At 61.4% G+C, this 18,373-nt stretch carries 19 protein-coding genes; 4 read left to right on the forward strand and 15 right to left on the reverse strand.

Translation table 11 applies throughout. The features are described 5' to 3' along the window. The 3 genes from AC1DW9_RS34250 to AC1DW9_RS34260 form a co-directional block, all read left to right on the forward strand. The coding region (locus AC1DW9_RS34250; RefSeq protein ID WP_476776604.1) for an aspartate-alanine antiporter-like transporter at positions 1-248 on the forward strand (248 nt) is incomplete at its 5' end. Between the two features lie 499 nt (positions 249-747). Then, complete coding sequence (locus AC1DW9_RS34255; RefSeq protein WP_476777359.1) at positions 748-1,440, forward strand: MarC family protein; 693 nt, start codon at positions 748-750, stop codon at positions 1,438-1,440. Positions 1,441-1,765: 325 nt separating this feature from the next. Next, positions 1,766-2,650, forward strand: coding sequence for an HD domain-containing protein (locus tag AC1DW9_RS34260; RefSeq protein WP_441508839.1), 885 nt, complete (start codon positions 1,766-1,768; stop codon positions 2,648-2,650). A gap of 12 nt (positions 2,651-2,662) precedes the next feature. On the opposite strand, the gene AC1DW9_RS34265 is transcribed toward AC1DW9_RS34260, so the two are convergent. The 7 genes from AC1DW9_RS34265 to AC1DW9_RS34295 form a co-directional block, all read right to left on the reverse strand. Continuing rightward, the gene (locus AC1DW9_RS34265; RefSeq protein ID WP_441508838.1) at positions 2,663-2,794 is read right to left on the reverse strand and encodes a hypothetical protein; all 132 of its coding nucleotides are present in this window, start codon (positions 2,792-2,794) and stop codon (positions 2,663-2,665) included. Positions 2,795-3,172: 378 nt separating this feature from the next. Then, positions 3,173-3,490, reverse strand: coding sequence for a hypothetical protein (locus AC1DW9_RS34270; RefSeq protein WP_476855330.1), 318 nt, complete (start codon positions 3,488-3,490; stop codon positions 3,173-3,175). 309 nt (positions 3,491-3,799) lie between these two features. Further along, positions 3,800-5,260, reverse strand: coding sequence for a short-chain fatty acid transporter (locus AC1DW9_RS34275; RefSeq protein ID WP_441508842.1), 1,461 nt, complete (start codon positions 5,258-5,260; stop codon positions 3,800-3,802). Positions 5,261-5,402: 142 nt separating this feature from the next. Further along, positions 5,403-6,053 (reverse strand): 3-oxoacid CoA-transferase subunit B, encoded by a 651-nt coding sequence (locus AC1DW9_RS34280; RefSeq protein WP_441508836.1) that lies wholly within the window; start codon positions 6,051-6,053, stop codon positions 5,403-5,405. A gap of 12 nt (positions 6,054-6,065) precedes the next feature. Then, a complete protein-coding gene (locus AC1DW9_RS34285) occupies positions 6,066-6,713 on the reverse strand; it encodes a CoA transferase subunit A (protein ID WP_441508835.1) in 648 nt (215 codons plus the stop codon). A 145-nt stretch (positions 6,714-6,858) separates the two neighbouring features. Beyond that, positions 6,859-7,641 carry an enoyl-ACP reductase FabI gene (gene fabI, locus AC1DW9_RS34290; protein ID WP_441508834.1) on the reverse strand — a complete coding sequence of 261 codons (783 nt, stop codon included), beginning with the start codon at positions 7,639-7,641 and terminating at the stop codon, positions 6,859-6,861. Between the two features lie 12 nt (positions 7,642-7,653). Beyond that, positions 7,654-9,894, reverse strand: coding sequence for a DUF3141 domain-containing protein (locus AC1DW9_RS34295; RefSeq protein WP_441508833.1), 2,241 nt, complete (start codon positions 9,892-9,894; stop codon positions 7,654-7,656). Between the two features lie 706 nt (positions 9,895-10,600). Between AC1DW9_RS34295 and AC1DW9_RS34300 the strand changes: the two genes are divergently transcribed. Next, positions 10,601-10,936 (forward strand): hypothetical protein, encoded by a 336-nt coding sequence (locus AC1DW9_RS34300; protein ID WP_441508832.1) that lies wholly within the window; start codon positions 10,601-10,603, stop codon positions 10,934-10,936. Positions 10,937-11,338: 402 nt separating this feature from the next. On the opposite strand, the gene AC1DW9_RS34305 is transcribed toward AC1DW9_RS34300, so the two are convergent. The 8 genes from AC1DW9_RS34305 to AC1DW9_RS34340 form a co-directional block, all read right to left on the reverse strand. Further along, a complete protein-coding gene (locus tag AC1DW9_RS34305; protein ID WP_476777361.1) occupies positions 11,339-11,734 on the reverse strand; it encodes a phasin in 396 nt (131 codons plus the stop codon). Positions 11,735-11,860: 126 nt separating this feature from the next. Further along, on the reverse strand, positions 11,861-12,646 hold the full coding sequence (locus AC1DW9_RS34310; RefSeq protein WP_441508830.1) for a 3-hydroxybutyrate dehydrogenase: 786 nt from the start codon (positions 12,644-12,646) through the stop codon (positions 11,861-11,863). 90 nt (positions 12,647-12,736) lie between these two features. Next, positions 12,737-14,128, reverse strand: a complete 1,392-nt coding sequence (locus tag AC1DW9_RS34315; RefSeq protein ID WP_476777362.1) for a GntP family permease — start codon at positions 14,126-14,128, stop codon at positions 12,737-12,739. A gap of 72 nt (positions 14,129-14,200) precedes the next feature. Beyond that, the gene (locus AC1DW9_RS34320) at positions 14,201-14,677 is read right to left on the reverse strand and encodes a CBS domain-containing protein (protein ID WP_441508828.1); all 477 of its coding nucleotides are present in this window, start codon (positions 14,675-14,677) and stop codon (positions 14,201-14,203) included. Positions 14,678-15,438: 761 nt separating this feature from the next. Beyond that, positions 15,439-15,708, reverse strand: a complete 270-nt coding sequence (locus AC1DW9_RS34325) for a hypothetical protein (protein WP_441508827.1) — start codon at positions 15,706-15,708, stop codon at positions 15,439-15,441. Positions 15,709-16,102: 394 nt separating this feature from the next. Further along, complete coding sequence (locus AC1DW9_RS34330) at positions 16,103-17,335, reverse strand: HlyD family secretion protein (protein WP_441508826.1); 1,233 nt, start codon at positions 17,333-17,335, stop codon at positions 16,103-16,105. Next, a complete protein-coding gene (locus tag AC1DW9_RS34335) occupies positions 17,328-17,792 on the reverse strand; it encodes a hypothetical protein (RefSeq protein WP_441508825.1) in 465 nt (154 codons plus the stop codon). The genes AC1DW9_RS34330 and AC1DW9_RS34335 overlap by 8 nt, the downstream gene beginning before the upstream one ends. A gap of 73 nt (positions 17,793-17,865) precedes the next feature. Continuing rightward, positions 17,866-18,373: hypothetical protein (locus AC1DW9_RS34340; RefSeq protein ID WP_476855331.1), on the reverse strand; the 508-nt coding region annotated here is incomplete at its 5' end.

An 18,373-nucleotide genomic window follows, 5' to 3' on the forward strand; every position in this document is an offset into this window, starting at 1 on the left:
TCGGCCTCGTCTCCGCGCTGCTGCCGCATACCATCGGCATTCTGTTCGGGCGCTACGTCCTTAAGATGGACCCGCTCATCGTGCTCGGCGCCTGCGCCGGGGCCGGCACCATCACGGCGGCGCTCAGGGCCATCCAGGACGAGGCCCAGAGCAGCATTCCGGCGCTGGGTTACACAGTGCCCTATGCCATCGGCAATATCCTGCTCACGGCCTGGGGGCCGATCCTGATCGGAATCATGTCGCGTTAGGAGTCGCTGGCGCTGGTAGCGCCGTGCTGCCTGCGGTGGCTGGGTCAAATCGAAATTGATTTGAGCTTCGACCTCGCTCAACCAGGGACGAGTTTCAAAATGCCCAGTGCGGCAAAAGACGTGCTGTCGAAGGGTCCCTTCTTATCGCACCATCCGGACGCCGCGATAGGTGGCAAAGTACCTGCCGAATTGGTGGGGCGTCGGCGCACACGAGACCGCCAGGACATATGGGAAGAATGGCGCTGGACGACTTGCGGATTGAGCGCTTATCGCCTCGAGAATCGAACCCGGATCGGGACGCACCGTACGCGACCTGCTGGGCGCCCGGGAGTGGCGCATCCGAGCTTTGCCGCCTGGAGGCGAAGCAGCCGAAAGCAACGCGCAGCGGCGCAAAACGAGATGCCGACCCCGACCAGCAGCGGGATCCAGCAGGCTGGAACAGGACCAGTCTGAGTGTGGCAGTATTGTCATAAATAGGAATTCCGGTAGAGGCGCGCCTATGCAGACATTCATCAACTCCTTTCTGCTAGTGCTTGCCGCGATCTTCCCTGTGGTGAATCCTCCGGGGACGGCGCTTGTCTTTATCGGGCTTACGAGTGGACTGACACCCAACGTTCGGCGCGCACTGGCGCGGCGGGTCGCATTCAACTCCCTGCTCGTCCTAGTGGGTTCCTTTCTGCTTGGAGCCTTAATCCTGCAGTTTTATGGTATATCCGTACCGGTCTTGCGCGTCGCGGGCGGTTTCATCGTCGCGGTATCCGGTTGGAAGCTTCTCAACAAAGGAAGCCGCACGGAAATCGAGGCCACACCCAACTCTGCGCATCTAGGAGATCCGCTCAGCCTGGCGTTCTATCCGTTGACGCTGCCCCTCACCACTGGCCCGGGCACGATCGCGGTGATGATCAGTCTCGGCCTCTCGCGGGGCGCTCAGCGACCGGCCGACGAGCTGTTGTTCATATTTGCCAGTCTTGCCGCTGTCGCGGTGATCGCCTTCGCAATAGGAATCTGCTTCTCATACGCGCATCGAATGCAAAGGTTTCTCGGTCCAGGTGGAACCGACATTGCCGTACGTTTAACCGCATTCATCCTCTTCACCCTCGGCATGCAGATCATATGGTCCGGAGCGAATGAGTTACTCATCTCGGTCCTGCATCCTGGCTCAATTCCGGCCGCCCCGAAGCCACTGGGCTGAGCGCACCGGTCCGCGTGCGAGCACTAGCCCTTCGTCAGGACGACGACCGTTCGTGAAATTACCGCCTCCAATAGCCGGATTTCCGCGCGCCAATGTGGTGATCCGAATCCTTCCGGGAAAGAGCGCCGACATTCGCGCCCCTTTTCCTGCCGGGCCAGATGTTGCGGGGCGATGCTTGAGGACATGAGTTCGGGTTGATAGTGAAGAGGCGCTGCGAGCCTCTCACGGCAGTTCCGTTTTTTTCACCAGGTGGGGGCCGCAGTTTGCCATGCGCGACCTAATCTCCACGCCATCGGTAAAGCTCTATCTCCGCGAGGCGCGTGAGGTGCGGCGGCTGACGAAAGCACTGGCCTTTGCCGCCGAGGCCCATCGGAACCATCGTCGCAAGGGGGCGAGCCAGGAGCCCTATATCAACCACCTGATCGAAGTGGTCGATCTCGTCGCGTCGGTCGAAAGCAGCGATATGGACGTTCTTATCGCGGCGGTGCTCCATGATGTGCTGGAGGACACCCAGACTGGCCATGACGAGTTGGCTGCAGCGTTCGGGGACCGTGCCGCACATATCGTCCAAGAGAATTCCGATGACATGACCTTGCCCAAGTCGGAGCGGCGCCGCGCTCGGCTCGAAGGCATTGGCAAGAAATCGCGCGAGGCAAGGCTGGTCAAGTTCGCGGACATCATCTCGAACCTGCGCGCCATCGCCGTCTCGCCGCCGGCCGGCTGGTCGAACGATCGCAGGCTTGGATACCTGAACGCCTGCCGCAATCTCGTGGATGCCGGACGCGGTTCGAACGCTGAGATCGAACGCATCTTCGACGACACCGCAAAAGCAGTGGAGCAGACAATCAGAGCCGAAGGGCTCGGCGATCTGGATGATGGTGCGTCAGCACGGAACGAGCTCGAGGCTGCCATCGGCCAGGCTGTGTACCTCGTCTATGTGCCGAACACCAAGTGCCGCACCCTGGGAGAAGCAGACATCGACCTGCTCTGTGAAATGATCGCCCGAACGTTCCCGTCTGCCACTGTGCAGACAGCCGAAGGCATTCATGAGCACCGGCGCAGATCGATGCTTATCGGCAGGATCCGGACAGATAGCGGCGACGCGATCGTCGCTCTTGCCCAGCGCCTGTGCCTCGCCTTTGACGAGCCCTTTGTCGGCGTCGAGGTCGATGGGCGCTACATTCGTATCTATGGCGATGACACCGACTAGGCCGTCCGGATTTCAGTCGACGCGAGACTCGCTGGACGGAAATTCGAGCTGGTCCGGATCGATCTTGCCGAAGCGGATCAGTTCCTTTCGGGCATCGACGAAAAGAGGAAAATCGCCGCGTTGAAGCGAGATTTTCATCTTCACGTGGCCATCACGGCTCGAAAGGCCGGGTAAGGGCGCGGCGATCCGGCGATGATCGGTCGAGGGACATCCTTGGGCTTTCGGATGGCAGTGAAGGCGCAGCGTACAACGTTGCTACGCCGCGCACCGACAGGCAATCGTGCCGCCGTATCTGTCCCCCGCCTCAAATCCACGAACCATCATCGCTCGGTTCACGCCGTGTACTGCGGCAATATCCACCAAGCGGCAGAGTGTGGCCGGCGCCAGCGGCAGCGAAGCGGATCATCAGGGCGATCGATTGATGGCCATTGGATCGCGGATCAGCGATGCATGTAGACCGTGGTCTGCTCCGACTTCGTCTGGCCATGCATCATCCCGTGCGTGCCAGATGGCCTGCGCCCACTAGGCCGGCGGAGTGACGTAGCCGCGCTCGGCCATGCAGCCGAGATAGATCGACTTAACGGYCTCGCTCCGGCGGGCGGTAATCTGGTCGGCTGCGTCGCCCCCCACCGCACCATTGGCCCGTATCGTGTTGGCCGGCAGGGGCGCCTTGTTGGCTTTACGAATGCAGGCGGCTGCATCCTTGTTCACCAGCGCCTCCAGCGTCGCATTTCCAATGATTGCCCGGCCATCGACGCGCTGCATCCTGGGAGGAGCGGTGCTCACGGCCTGGCAACTGGCGAGTGAGATCGACGCGACAGCGACGGCGTAGCGAAGCATGAAACCCTCCCTAGTCTCCCAAAGGAGCACAGTCAGCGAGTGGTTCAACGGTGAATGGCGTCTCATGCGCGGCCCGCGTCGAAGCCGCAAGGCGGCCCACGCCGAAGGCCTACGATCCGAACGGTTATTTAACCGTCGATCGGAGGCGGAGCCGCCGACGGGGCTTTCTGGGTTATGCAAGCACGAATTCCGTCGTCGGCCAGGCGAAGCGGCGCAAAAATCCAGATCGTAATTGCGTGATCAAGTGAATCAAGCAAACGCCGATTTGCCCAGCGGCTATTTGAGGCTCCGGCTGGGGGGCTTCCCTTCTCATGGGATCACCGGCGGGTGATATTCTAGGGTGTAGGCCAGGGCCCAGAGCAAGAACAGCACCAGCGGCAGATGGACGAGCAACTGCAGGAATGTGAAGCCGACAATGTCGCGCGCCTTGAGGCCGAGTACGCCGAGCAAGGGCAGCATCCAGAAGGGATTGATAAGGTTCGGCAGCGCCTCCGCGGCGTTGTAGACTTGGACCGCCCAGCCCAGATGCACCTTGAGGTCGTTGGCGGCCTGCATGACATAGGGGGCTTCGAGCAGCCACTTGCCGCCACCGGACGGGATGAAAAAGCCAAGCACCGCGGAATAGACACCGATCACCAGTGGATAGAGGTGCTGGGTCGACATGGCGACAAAGGCATGGGCGATCTGGTCGGAAACGGTCAGCCCGGCATCGTTCTTCGCCATCGTGAGGATCGCTGCAATCGAGCCGTAGAACGGAAACTGGATGAGTACCCCAGACGTCGCCGGCACGGATTTGACGACCGCATTGAGGAAGCGCTTCGGCCGCCAATGCAGCAGCATGCCGAGCATGATGAAGAGGAAATTATAGGTATTGAGGCTCGAAATCGCGATCATCGTGTCTTTGGTCGCGAATTCATGAGCCAGCCAGCCAGCCGCCAGCAGAACGATCAGGATCGTCAGCAATGGCGAATGTTCCAGCCATTCTCCCGGCTGCCGTGGTGGCGGCAGGTCGTCCGTGACGTCCCGTTCGACATTGATGTTCATCGCTTCCGCCGTGACGGCTTTGTCTGGCCCGGGGGCCGACCAAACGGCGATCACCACCGAGACCGACAGCAGGACGACAGAGACGACCACCGACTGCCACAGGAAGATGGTTTCGGAGAACGGGATCACGCCCGTTATCGGCAACAGGGATTTGGGCAGACTTCCCGCATTGGCCTGAAGTTGCGCTGCTGACGAGGAAAGGCCCATTGCCCAGGTTGCACCCAGACCGAGATAGGCCGCCGCAGCAGCGGCGCGATAATCCATTTTCAGCTCGCGGCGTTCCGCGAGTGCGCGCACGAGAAGGCCGCCGAAGATCAGGCTCAGGCCCCAGTTGAGTAGCGATGCAAGCATGCTTACCGCCGCGACAACACCGACGGCGCCCGAGCCGGAACTGGGTATGGCCGCGAGGCGGCGGATGAGCCGTTGAGCCGGAGCGGAGACCGCGACGACATAACCGCCGATGGCGACGAATGCCATCTGCATCGTGAATGTGATCAGGCTCCAAAATCCGTCGCCAAAAGCCCGGCTGACGGCAAGCGGCGAGGCACCATTCAGCATCGCCGCCAGAGAGACAATCACAACCGCGATCGCTACAAAAACGAAGGCATCGGGGAACCAGCGCTCCGCCCAGGTCGTGAACGAGATCGCGATCCGAACCAGCAACCCGTCCTTTTGGTTTGGACCGCTGGATGCTGCATCCGACTTAGCCAAGCTCGCCTGTGACATGCCGCAGATCCCCCGTGTTGTTCTGGTGTCAACTCGATGCGCAATGGACATCGCGAAGCAGGCCGCATAAGGAGCCTGCATCCCAAGGATACGCTGCACCTCCCCCCTCTCGCTGTTCGCATACCGCCTGCCGTCGGCACGGCTACAGCCGCATCTCCTCGACATTGTCCGGAATGGCGAGCTTCGCCTCGGTCGCCGCAATGACTTGCTCCACCGACACGCCAGGGCCGAGTTCAAGCAGGGTCGCCTGTCCGTCGGGAAATCCGATGACTGCCATTTCACTGACGACAAGGTCCACCGGCCTCACCGAGGTCAGGGGCAGCGTGCATCGGTTGACGATCTTGGGCTTGCCCTTGGCGGTATGCTGCATCGCCACGATCACGCGCTTTGCACCGGTGACGAGGTCCATCGCACCACCCATCCCCGGCACCATTTTGCCGGGGATCATCCAATTCGCCAGCAAGCCATGCGCATCGACCTGCAGCGCACCGAGCACCGTCATGTCGACATGGCCGCCGCGAATGAAGGCGAATGACATCGCGCTGTCGAACGTACTGGCGCCAGGCAATGCGGTCACCGGGCGTCCGCCGGCATCCGTCAGCGTGGGATGCGCCATCCCCTCCTCGGGGATCGGGCCGGTTCCGATCAGGCCATTCTCCGACTGAAAGAACACCGTGATGCCCGTCGGCACGAAGTTCGCCACCATGGTGGGGATGCCAATGCCGAGATTGACCAGCATCCCTGCTCGCAACTCGCCTGCGATGCGCTTGGCGATGATCGATTGTGCATCCATCGTCCTGATCCGTCAGGCGTTGGTGACGAGATAGTCGACCAGCGGCGCGGGCGTCACGACGTGGTCGGGCGATATCAGTCCTACCGGCACGATATTCTCGGCCGTGACGATGGTGGTATCGGCTGCCATCGCCATCACCGGATTGAAGTTTCGCGCCGTGAGCGCGTAGGAAAGATTGCCGAGATAGTCGGCGAGAAAGGCATTGATGAGCGCGAAATCCGCCCGGAGGGCAGTCTCGACGAGGTAGCTCTTGCCGTTGAGGTCGATCCGCTGCTTGCCTTCCTCGACGAGGGTCCCGACGCCTGTCGGAGTGAGTACGCCACCGAGCCCGCTGCCGCCGGCGCGGATGCGCTCGATGAGCGTGCCCTGCGGCACGAGATCGACCGCCATAGTACCCGCAATCATCTGCCGCTGCGTCTCCGGATTGAGGCCGATATGGCTGGCGATGGTGCGGCTGACGAGGCCGGCGTCGACGAGCTTGCCGATCCCCCGTCCGGGAACCGCGTTGTCGTTGGCGATCACGATGAGATTTCGCTTACCCTGGCGCACCAGCTCGTCGATCAGGCGCTCGGGCGTCCCGACGCCCATGAATCCGCCGATCATGAGGGTTGCGCCATCCGGGATCAAATTGACCGCATCCGCGCATGAGACAGTTTTCATTGTCGAATGTTCCGATTTCGATGAAACTAACACATTCAATTTCAAGATCAAATTGTAAATCGTTCTTGATAAACGTTCTTGAAATCAAAAAACGTCAGTAACATTGTCTTTCTTGAGTCTTTTTTGCTTTTACCAACCCCTTGACCTAATCGATAATGTGGTAACCGCCGTCGATATAGAGCGTCTGTCCGGTGATGAGGCGCGCTGCATCATGCGCCAGGAAGGCGGTGGCCATGCCAACGTCGTCGATGCTGACGAGGTTACGGGCCGGGGCTTTGGTCCTGGCCTTCTCGAGCAGTGCGTCGAATTCCGGGATGCCCGAGGCAGCGCGCGTCGCCAGGGGGCCCGGCGAAATGGCATGCACGCGAATGCCTTTGGGACCCAGTTCGGCGGCGACATAGCGCACCGCGCTTTCCAGCGCTGCCTTGGCCACCCCCATGATGTTGTAATTCTCGACGACCATCTGGCTGCCGTAGAAGGTCATCGTGAAGAGCGTGCCGCCCTTCTTCATCAGGGGCTCGGCCAGATGGGCCATTTGAAGAAAGGACCAGCAGGAAATGTCCATGGTGGCGAGAAAGCCCTCGCGCCCGACATCCACCACGCGGCCATGCAGCGCCTCCTTGGGAGCAAACGCGATGGAATGGACGACGAAATCGAGTTCGCCCCAATCCTTGGCGATGCGCTCGAACACGGCTTCCATCTCGCCCGGCGTGCGCGCGTCGAGCGGCATCACGATCGGGGCTTCGATCTCTTGTGCCAGCGGCTCGACAAATTTCTTGGCCTTTTCGTTGAGATAGGTGACGGCGAGTTCCGCTCCCAGCGCACGAAACGCCCTGGCACAACCCCAGGCGATCGACTGATCATTGGCGATGCCAATGATCAGTCCCTTCTTGCCCTCGAGCAGCTTTGCTTTGACGACAGGTATCATCGAGTGCCCTTCTCAGGTCTTAGGTTTCGCGAACCTCAGGACTCCATTGCCAGGATCGGCCTTTCCAGCGGTTCCGCCGCCGAACAGCCCGACGATACGCTCGAGCCTCTGCGCTGCCTCGCCTGTCATGTCGCCAGCCGCGCTCAACACGCGCCGGAGTGCCGCAAGCGCCTTCTGGCGCGCTTCGTGATCGGGCGGCAGCAGATCGGGAATGGCGCTGAGCGTCGCCTCCTCGTCGATCAGCAGCATGTAGTATTGCTCGCGCACGAGCGCCTTGAACTCGGCCAGGCTCGGTTTCGGCTTGTCATCCTCGACTTCGGCCCGCAGGCCGCGAATGGCCGCAAGGCCGCGTTCGTCGGCACGGCCGCGCGCCATACCGACATGGAGCAGGCCGCGGACCAGGCACTCGCGCAAGCCGCCTCTGGGGATGCGCGATTTCAGTTCGGCGATGCGGGACTGCAGGAGTTCGCGATGGAGCGGGCTTGATTGCGCCTTCCGCAGAGGTCGCGCATCGGTCGGATCGATGCCCACGGCGGCCTGCAAGGCGGGTGAGCCGTAGACCGACAGGAATATGCGCTCGCTCCAAGATTCAGTCGTTTCCCGCCAGGCGTCGAGGCCTGCGACGATCTGCTCGGACACCGCTTGCTGCATCGCGAGAAACGGATTGCCTGCGGCAACCGGCCGCCGATCCTCGCTCGCCCGTTCGGCCATAGCCTTGACCGGCGCCATCAAAGGATTCGCATCGGAGAAGAGTTCGTATTGCAGCCGCAGAGGATGCAGCTTTCGCATGGCGTCGGCGACGGGTGCCGAGGTCATGCTGCGGACCATCGGCTGCGCGAATGCGCGATAGAGGGCGAGGTTGATCTCCGATACTCGTGCGGCAGTGGCGAAGCGGCGCTCATCCTCCGCATCATTGCCGCCGAGCGCACGAATGTCGTCGAGCGTCCGCGCCTCACAACGCATCACCCACTGCCCCGCGACGAGATCAGGGCTGACCGTGTCCGCCTCCTTGGCTTCCAGCACCGCCTCGTACAGCCCTGGCGGCAGCACATCGATCATGTCGATATTGCTGGAGAACTCGTCGTGCTCCTTGCGGGCGACGCCGGCGGAAACAAAAATCCCGAGATGCCCGACGGATTCATGGATCGTGTAGACGATGGTCTGGCCGTAGGCGCGGATTTCGTCGATGTCCTCGTAGAGATCCAGGATCCATCCGAGCGCCTGCTGCGGCGGCGTGATGTTGTCGCCCTTGGAACAGAACACCACGATCGGCGAACGGATATTGCGCAGATCGATTGCCACTCCGTCGGAGGTCCGGATCTCGCCGGCCGCCAGCTTGTTGCCGACGAAAAGGTCGTCGACGATCGCCTGGATTTCGGCGGCGTTCAGATTGACATGCCCGCCCCACCAGCGCTCGAAGCCGAGATAGCGCGGCGCCTCCGTGTCGATCTTGGAATAGAGATTGTAGCGCTTGCTCCAGAGCGTATTGGCCGGGTTCTGGTTCTCGAAGTTCTGAACGAGCCAGGCGCCGTCGAACTTGCCGGCGCCAAGGTCGGAGGTGAGCGCGGTCAGCCAGCTCCCGCCCAACAGACCGCCGCTGTAGCGCATCGGGTTCTGTCCGCGCACGCCCGCCCAATAGGAGAGCGGCGAACCGGCGATGATGATGGGGCCGAACAGCTCCGGCCGCAGTGATGCAAGCATCATGAGCGCCCAGCCCGCCTGGCAGTTGCCGATCACGCAGGGCTTGCCGTCGGCCTGCGGGTGCAATGCGATGACCCGCTCGAGGAAAATCCCCTCGGCGCGGGCGATGTCCTCGATGGTCTGGCCCGGCATGGGCTCGGGCAGGAATCCGACGAAATAGCAGGGATGCCCGGCCTTGAAGGCGACGCCGATCTCGCTGTCGGCCTTGAACCCGCCGATACCCGGCCCGTGCCCGGCCCGCGGATCGACCACCACGAAGGGGCGGCGCATAGGATCGACCGAAACGCCCTCGGGCGGGATAATCCGCACGAGAATGTAATTGACGGGATGATCGAGGTTGCGGCCGTCGAGAACGACCTCCGCCTCATAGTCGAGCACATGCGGAGCGGTCTCGGCGAGATGCTCGCGATACTGGTTTCCGCTCTGGCGCATCACATCCATGAACAGGAGGCTGCGCTGCGCGGCGTCGACCATGTACTCCATCGCAGCGCCAAACGGACCAAAAGCCCCGGTGGTCGCAGGCTTCTCGGGTTGGCCAGGCTTTGACATCATCGCCCTCGCCTCTTCGGTTTTATGCGTTCATATCGGCGGAACAAGCACTTTAGGCTGGTGCCGACGTGCTGCAAGCCTGTATTGAGGCGTCGCGGCAAGGCAATTGACCTTTGGGGCAATCCGCCTCCCGTCTGGACCACCGATTACGCCCAAGCGTGCCTCGACCAGCTTGGGCTCGCCCCATCCGGAACTCCACCCCCGTCGTCCACAATATCCACCGCAACGGGTCAATGGGATCTGGAAAAGCGGCCGTATCCACCCATTCGCTGACTGCCCAGCCCGATGGTGAAGGTGGCACGCCATCGGCTCGGAGCAGGTCCAGAGCGCCATGATCTCCGCACCCGACCCGGGGCTTTGAGGGGACCGCCTGCGCCTGGATAAAGCGGTGCCCAGTGCCCAGCTCCGCGCAAATAGCCACGGTCATGGTTGCAGACATTGACGTTGATCGTTGGCGCAGAGAACAATCGGCCTGCCGAAGCGCGAGCTGCTGAGTTGAACGGCGCTCAGAAGCCGCTCGCTGAAGAGCGAGGCGCATGGCCGGACTCCGTGCCAGACACTCGAATAGGGCAGGAGCTAATTTGGGCATTCCTCATTGGCTTTCCGCCCACGCCCTCAGGGGAGGCTCAGAAGCTGACTGCGAGCAACCTCGAAGCCGCACCGAAAGCACGCGTCTCGCGCCGGCCCCCCAGCATCAAGGAGCCCCGCAATGAACCTCGACAGCGGAGCGGTGGAGATAGCCGCGCGGGCAATGTGTGAGAATGTGTACTCTTCCTGCGAGGCGCCTTCACCAGAGAGCTACGAGGAGCATTGGCACTCAGTGCGCGACCACTACCGAGGGCAGGCCGAAGTCGCCATTCGCGCCTACCTCGCCGCCGAGCCAGCCATCCCGGCGTTGGTCGCCGAGCGAGATGCGGCCGTGACGGGGCTGTTGGGCCTCCTGCGTGACGAGTATTGCGCCGCCTTTGAAGCGGCCTATGCAGTTAGAGACCACGCAATGCTCGCCGCCCCGTCGCCCGCCCACTGCGGAGATAAGCGTGAGTGACACCCCAAGATCAACAGCCCCACGGGATAGCCAGCACGAGCCCCACCAGCACGCGGAGCGCCCACCCCCCGTCAAGGTCGCTTGCCAGCGAGACGATAAGCGTCAATCGCATCGTCAGCCACGCCTCGTCGTCGAAGGCGCCAGCCCAAGGCTCTAAACCCAGCTGCGGATCAGGTTCCGCGACAGGTCGTGTCGGCGGGCGAGGCTATGGAGCGTCTCGCTAGCCAGGTAGTCCTGCGCCACATGGTGCTTGAAATCAGGTGCTGTGGGTGCGGTGCCGGGGCCATGGCTTCCATCCTTCGAAAGCCCGGATCTCCGGTCAATTGCCACGCTTCAAACTGTCTGCCTCAAGGGGCGCACTCCTCATTCGCATCGAAGACGACGACGATCTATGAGAAGCGATCACTTCGGCTTTGTGAGTGTGTTGGCCGTCTCGGCAGCCTTCGCTGCCGCATCCTGCGCAGCCGCGCCCAATTCTTTGAGTTGGGTCTGAAACGCGGCCATCTGAGACTTGAGGAAATCGGACTGGAGCTGCATGACTTCCACCAGGTCTTTCGCCTTGACCAGCTTCTGGGCCAGATCGAGCCCGGCAGAGACATTGTTGTCTGCATAGGCGATGGCCTTGCGGCCGATATCCTGCATGTCGAAAAGCGCAAACCCGGCAGAACCAGGGGCGGCCTCGACCGCTTTCCGCGCAGCGCCGATGAAGCCGTCGAAGGCCTTGCGAGCCTGCTCGACGTTACGTTCAGCGAGTTCACGCATTTGGGCCGGCACTTCGTAGGGTGTCTCGCCATTCATGGAGTTTCTCCCCTATTCAACAATGAACACTTCGATCGTTCTGCGCCACAGTATCGTGCTCGTTTGCGATGACAAAGGCTCAAGGGTCAGCCTGCCCCTCATCACCACGGACGTTCTTGGGCGCCTCTAATGGGCGGTCCACCCGCCGTCGATCGACAACATGGTCCCAGTGATCGACGATGCGGCGTCAGAACTCAGAAAGAGCGCCAGCGCCGCAATTTGCTCCACAGTGACGAACTCCTTCGTTGGCTGCGCCTCCAGCAGCACATCCGCAATGACTTGCTCCTTGGTGAGACCGCGAGCCTTCATCGTGTCCGGGATTTGCTTCTCGACCAGCGGCGTCCAGACATAGCCGGGACAGATCGCATTGACCGTGACGTGATCTTTCGCCACCTCAAGAGCGACTGTCTTGGTGAGGCCGGCAATGCCATGCTTCGCGGCGACATAGGCGGATTTGAAGGGTGACGCGACCAGCGCATGGGCGGACGCTGTGTTGATAATACGTCCCCAACCACGTGATTTCATGCCGGGAACGACCGCCTTGGTCGCGTAAAAAGCGGCGAGTAGGTTGATTCGGATGATCGCTTCCCACTTGTCGTCGGGAAACTCCTCGATCGGCGCCACATGTTGGATGCCGGCGTTGTTGACAAGAATATCGACCCGGCCGAACTCCTGCTCGGCCATCCGCACCATGCCGGTCACTTCCGCGCCCTTCGACATGTCCGCCGGCGAGTACCGGCAGACCACTTTGAAGTCGGTCTCGATGCCCGCGCGCTCCTTCTCGATGGTGGCGGCGTCTCCGAAGCCGTTGATGAGTATGTCGGCGCCCTCCTTGGCGAAAGCGCGCGCCAGAGCAAGCCCGATTCCACTCGTGGATCCGGTAACGACGGCCGCCTTTCCTTGAAGTGACATCTTGCCTCCGATGGCGCCTAAACGCCGTTTGTGTACTGGAACCCTGCCCGTTCGCGACGAACCTCGCGACGGATCTGTGAGATGAAGCGATCAAACCAGTCCGGTCGTGTAATAGACGGCAATGACGACGAACACAGCGAGCGTCTTGATTAAGGTGATCGCGAAGATATCGCGGTAAGACTGCTGATGAGTCAGGCCGGTCACGGAAAGTAGGGTGATAACCGCACCATTATGTGGAAGCGTGTCCATGCCGCCGCTCGCCATCGCGGCAACGCGATGCAGAACTTCAAGCGGGATATTGGCGGCATTGGCGGCAGCAATAAACTGGTCCGACATGGCCGCTAGCGCGATGCTCATGCCTCCGGAGGCCGAGCCGGTGATACCTGCGAGCACCGACACGCTGATCGCCGTGTTGGCCAGCGGGTTCGGGATCGCTTTGAGGGCGTCGGCGATGACGACGAACCCTGGCAACGCTGCGATGACGCCGCCGAAGCCGTACTCCGACGCCGTGTTCATGGAGGCCAGCAGCGATCCCGCCACCGCGGCCTTGGTGCCGTCGGCGAAGCGCTGCATGACCGCTCGGAAGGCGAAGGCCAGCACGGTCAGGATGCCAAGCAGGAGCGCGCCCTGGACGGCCCAGATCGCGGCGACCGACGACACCTGCGTGATCAGAGGCTTCACCATTCCCGCCAGCGTCACCTCGTGAGTGGCGCCGTAGTATTTGACGATCAGGCCCGTCAGGATCTTGTTGGCCACCCCGACCACAACCAGCGGCGCCAGGCCGATGGCGGGGTGGACCAGTTTCTCCTCAGCCATTGGTTCGGGCTCGTTCGTATGGCCCTCGCCATAGCCCTCTCCAGCCGCCGCGGCCACCCGCCGGCGCCACTGCAGGTAGGCCATGCCCACCGTGAGAATGAAGATCGCACCTATCGTTCCAAGAATTGGAGCGGCCCACGTATCCGTCTTGAAGAAAGTGGTGGGGATGATGTTCTGGATCTGCGGCGTTCCGGGCAACGCGTCCATGGTGAAGGTGAAGGCACCCAGGGCGATCGTGCCGGGGATGAGGCGCTTGGGGATGTCGCTTTGCCGGAACATCTCGGCCGCGAACGGATATACCGCGAAGACGACCACAAAGAGCGAAACGCCGCCGTAGGTCAGAACCGCGCCGACCAGCACGATCGAGAGCATCGCCCGCTCGCGCCCGACGACGCCGATGACCGCCGAGACGATCGACTTGGAGAAACCCGATAATTCGATGAGCTTGCCAAAGACCGCGCCGAGCAGGAAGACGGGGAAATACAGTTTCACGAAGCCGACCATCTTCTCCATGAAGATGCCGGTGAACACGGGCGGCACTGCCGCGGGATCCGTCACCAGTACCGCCAGCATCGCGGCGATCGGCGCGAAGAGGATAACGCTGAAGCCACGATAGGCGACGAACATCAGCAGGACGAGAGCAGCAAGGGTAATCAGGAAATCCATGCGCTTTACTCCAGCACTTCTCTTGTTATTTCCCCTGCACGGCGCAGTACCCGGACGCCGGAAACGTCGAACTCAGTATGATCCGGTATCCGTCGTCATCATGAGCCTGTCCGTCTCGAGCTCGCGAATGACGTTTTTTTCCTCCGCGATGATCTCCTCGAGAATGTCGCGGACCGAGAGGACGCCGATGACCTTGCGCTCCTCGCAGACGAGCAGATGACGAATGCGGTGCGTCTTCAACAAGGCGTGGCATCGCTCGACGGAATCGCCAGGCCTCGCAAAAACGATCGAACGGTCGGTCATGATCTCGTGGACAAGACAGGCGCCCGCTGTTTTGCCCTCCAGTTCGACATCCCGAGCGTAGTCGCGCTCGGTGAGGATGCCCTTGAGCTCACCACGGTCGAGTACGACGACAGCCCCGACATTCTTGTCCCGCATCAGCGTAAGGGCGCTGAGAACTGTGTCGTTCGGTGCCACGCTGATGACGGCGGAGACCTCCGAACGCTTGGATTGCAGTAGCTCGTGCGCGGTCTTGTTGAGCGTTGGCATCTGCTCTCACCCCCACAATACAGCAAGCGACGAAATGCTATCGAAAGTATTCACGATACCTAACGCAGGTCGTCAGAAATCGTCGTCATACAATGGAGTTATTTCGTTGACCACCGGCCGAATCCAGTAAGTCATCACTCGTGCGAACAGGTCCGGATCAATCGCTGCGCAGCTCATCGCACGATTGGAGTTATAGCAGCTTCATGGCAGCGAGAACCTGTCCCTAGGGCCAATACGTCCGTGCCTCCCTGTGCGGTGCTGCCGAGGAGACGGTTGTTGCAGGCCCGCAGGCGCCCGGTCGTCCGCCACCCTCCGCGCCTGGGTGGTCACTGGCGACCAACGGCATGACACGCATTGACCGGAAAGGGCGAAGGGAGCAGCTTTCCGTCTGTCTACGCGAGCGTTTTCCGTACACGTTGTGGGGCGCAAGCCTCGGGAGGGTGTTACTAGGGCGATGCCATGCCCAGTCCATCGGGGTCACAGATCTGAGGGCTGGTTCGGCTATTTGATCAGTTTCGGGGCCTTCGCGAAGTGGATGTCAGCTTTGGTTATTATGAGACTTGGTATTCGAACTCGGAGCGTGTGAGGCCCAACCGGGGCCCCTTGAGTCACCCATGCCGGGGATGTACCGACCCGAACGCGGACCTTTCCGCCACCAAACGCAGCAAATGGCAAGCAACGTTCTGCATGGGCGAATGGTTGCCAACCAGAAGCAGTGCCTAGGCGACCTTCGGCGGCGTCATGTCTTTCAATGAGTGCCCTCAGCGTCGCCGACTGTCGCGAAGCATGATCACAGATACTACCGCAAGAACAATAATGAAGAAGCTAAGGAAGATGAAGATGTTGGCCCAGAACGGGAGCGACATCCAGAACTGCCTGAAAGTCACGAACGACATTGCAAAGAAGGTTGCGATCCCAACGAATGCTCCAACGCCAATCACCAGCAGCGCTGCCAGTCGCCAAAGCGGAATGCGCCGCACGTAATCACGGCTGCTTTCCCCGTCGCGGATGTCGTGTTCCGTTATTTTCATCAGCAGGAGTGTACCATGTCACTGCGCCTGACCGTGAGGCTCTGTAGTGGCCAAGAGCAAGTCGTCGATTGCCTTCTTGGGTTGCAGGAGTCCTTCACGGTTACTCTGAATCTGGCATGAAACGATCGGGACGATCGGGACGGACTGGTTGCGCATCACGGTGGGTCGGCCGGAAATCAAAACGATGCTGTACAGGCCGTTTCCGTGCAGGAGGCCCCCGATGCCGTCGAAGGCTATCGTAGGAGCCCCGTAGTCGAGGGCGGCAGGCCCCGAGGACTCCTCGGATTTGGTCAAAACCACCCCCTACCTTATCGGAATTTTGCCTGATCCTCCCGCACGGCTACCACAGTGTCGACGGTATTAAGCGCGAGGACCAAGGATCGCACGGACCGGATCAGTGTCCGGTGAAAACCAATGTCTGAATGGGCAGAACCAGTGCCTGGATCCTCAGGATCATCGCATGAACAAGCCCGACCGCATCGACCGCATGAAGGAGGACCTTTTTGACGGAGCTGGTGTCCTTCGCCTCGATGCGATCATGATTGCTAGAATAGGCGTTGACGATACAGCTGCTTCCTGGCGTCACCCCCTCGAGCCCATCGGGATAGAGCGGCTCGAGAAATGTCAGGATCGTGCCAGGCCTGGCGACCTGTTGTGCGTCAATCAACTGCTCGCCACCGCGAAACTGCCCGGCTGCGATAAAATCCTGCAGCGCGGTCACCACCATCGGAATGACGACCCAAGGCTTCGAGATGCAGACGGCCTCGGCAACCATCCCGACCTTCATGACCTGCGCCTCGATCTGGGAGAAGCCGGCCTGCAACGACGATCGTCCGGCCCCCTCGGGGATCAATACGCCGCCCGCGCGCATGTTCGGATTGACGAGGTCGCCAGCACGAAGCGCAAATTGTTCGACACGGCCGGTGAACCCGGCTCGGATCACCGTGTTCTCGATGTCGATCTGGGCCAAAGCCAGGGCCGCCTGAGCACTTTCCCTCTGCGCCGGCAGCAGCGTCGAGATCCGTATCTGGGCAGTATCGTGTGCTGCGGTCGCCGAGTTCAAAGCGGCTTCTCTCCCGGCAACGCTGACCTCCAGCTTCTCGATCTCACGCTGCGCGACGACATTCGCGTTTCGTCGCACCAATTCCTGCTTGGTCCGCAACTCGTCCTGCGCCTGCTGGAGGTCGCTCCTCGCCTCCTGGATCTTGGATTCACTCGAGGCGAGCTCGGATCGGGCGACAACCAGGGCAGCGTCGGCCTCGGCAATCTTGCGGCGGGCGGTCTCGGCTGCCGCTTCCTGCTCACGGCTGTCCAGGCGGAAGATGGGGGTTCCTTTTTCGACCCTGCCGCTGAGCCCGACAAAGACCTCTGCGACCTTTCCTCTGTTCTCCGGCATGATCGGCACTGCCCTGAAGAACAGGGTCGCGTTCGTGGTCGAGGGGTGAAAGTAGAAGACCACCGTGATCAGCCCGACTGTCAACATCGCGCAGGCCGTGATGCCCCAGCGCAATTCGAACCAGACTGAGTAGAGCGTGATCTCCTTGCCAATGCGCCTGCCCTGCCAGTAACGGCGAAAAAGATAGTCGGGCAGGATCGTCAAAAGCGAGCAGAACATGAGCTCAAGCATGGCTCGGCTCCTTCTGCCGGGCATGGTGCCCCGGCTCGTGAACGACCGGCGTCTTCCGGGTATCGGGCGGGTCTGGTGGCTCGGTTGTTGCCCCGCCGCTGCGGCGGGGCGCCGAGCCTGCAATTCGCTCGAGAGCGTGAGCCATGCGGCCGAAGAGGCCGGAGAAGTCGGGCAACTCGATCAACGCCAGCAGAAGCCCGGCCACCCAGAACAGGTGGATATGGGTGAACAGCGCCAGAAGCCCGAGGACCGCGACAATTTCGAACTGGAGCTTATTGGACTTGTGCGCCATCCGCTCGGGCAACGTGTGCAGACGAAAGAAGATGATGCCAACCGTCAGGACCGCAACGACGAGGACCACCGCCATTGCGACCATGAGATAGTCGGTCTCTCCCGGTGCCGTGATGAAAGACGGCAAATGGTGCGAAGCAGCAGGATGAATGTTGGGCGACGACATGGCTTCCGCACCCGACCCTTGACGCTATCGCGACGGTATCCGTGTCAGGCGCGAAACGCCAGCCCGCACCCGATCACTTGAGAGTCACCTGGAACGCCTCGGTAAAGACGAGCTCGATCATGTCGCCGCGCTTCAGCTTCTGGAGATCGGCGGCGAGGACGGGATCCGCGACCGGCAGCGAACGCCGTCCATCCGGACCGTCGATCGTGGCAATTTTCTTGGCAGCGTCGAAGCCGTTGAACTTTGCCGTCACGGTCGCGGTGCGGGTCACAAACCGGGATGGGAGGTTCTGGAAAACCGCATCCGACTTGCCTTCGGAATACCGGATGCCGGGCTTGAGTCCCTTCTTGCCCCTGGTGACGGCCGCGATTGCCCCGTCGATCCGCCTGATTTCGAGGTTGTCTCCAACCTTGACCCTGGAGAGATCACCGAAAACCTCCGGCACCTCGACAAGCCAACGGTGGCCTCGCTGCTGCACGATTATGGTGTGATTGGCCCGGTCGACTGCCGCAACCTTGACATTGAGCTCATCGATGGCCGCCGGGCCGACACCCGCGACAATGACCGTCTGCGCTCTGGCC

Source organism: Allobosea sp. P4_E12, assembly GCF_056401655.1.